Raw genomic sequence first — 773 nt, 5'->3', positions numbered from 1 at the left:
ACCGCCGGGTCCGTCGACGACGGCAAGTCCACCCTGGTCGGCCGCCTCCTCCACGACTCCAAGTCGGTCCTGGCCGACCAGCTCGAAGCCGTCGCGCACGCCTCCCGCGGCCGCGGCCAGCAAGCACCGGACCTGGCACTGCTCACCGACGGACTACGCGCGGAGCGGGAGCAGGGCATCACCATCGATGTCGCCTACCGCTACTTCGCCACCCCCCGCCGCCGCTTCATCCTCGCCGACACCCCCGGCCACGTGCAGTACACCCGCAACATGGTCACCGGCGCCTCCACCGCCCACCTCGCCATCGTCCTGGTCGACGCCCGCAACGGCGTCCTCGAACAGACCCGCCGCCACGCCGCCGTCGCCGCCCTCCTGCGCGTCCCCCACCTGGTCCTGGCCGTCAACAAAATGGACCTCGCCGGCTACGCCGAACCCGCCTTCGCCGCCATAGCCGACGAATTCACCGCCTACGCCGCCTCACTCGGCGTCCCCGAAGTGACCGCCATCCCGATCAGCGCCCTGGCCGGCGACAACGTCGTCGACGCCTCCGCCCACATGGACTGGTACGGCGGCCCCACCGTCCTCGAACACCTCGAAAGCGTCGACGTCGCCACCGACCCCGACACCGAACAAGCCCGCTTCCCCGTCCAGTACGTCATCCGCCCCCAGACCCCCACCCACCCCGACTACCGCGGCTACGCCGGCCAGATCGCCTCCGGCACCTTCCGGGTCGGCGACCACGTCACCGTCCTGCCCTCCGGCCGCACCAGCAC

At 71.7% G+C, this 773-nt stretch carries 1 protein-coding gene; it reads left to right on the top strand.

The window, feature by feature from the left end:
• The coding region (locus LUZ64_RS36770; protein WP_232399080.1) for a sulfate adenylyltransferase subunit 1 at positions 1-773 on the top strand (773 nt) is incomplete at both ends.

Source organism: Streptomyces albireticuli, from assembly GCF_021228125.1.
Lineage (GTDB): Bacteria > Actinomycetota > Actinomycetes > Streptomycetales > Streptomycetaceae > Streptomyces > Streptomyces albireticuli.
This window is presented reverse-complemented; position numbering and strand designations above follow the sequence as displayed.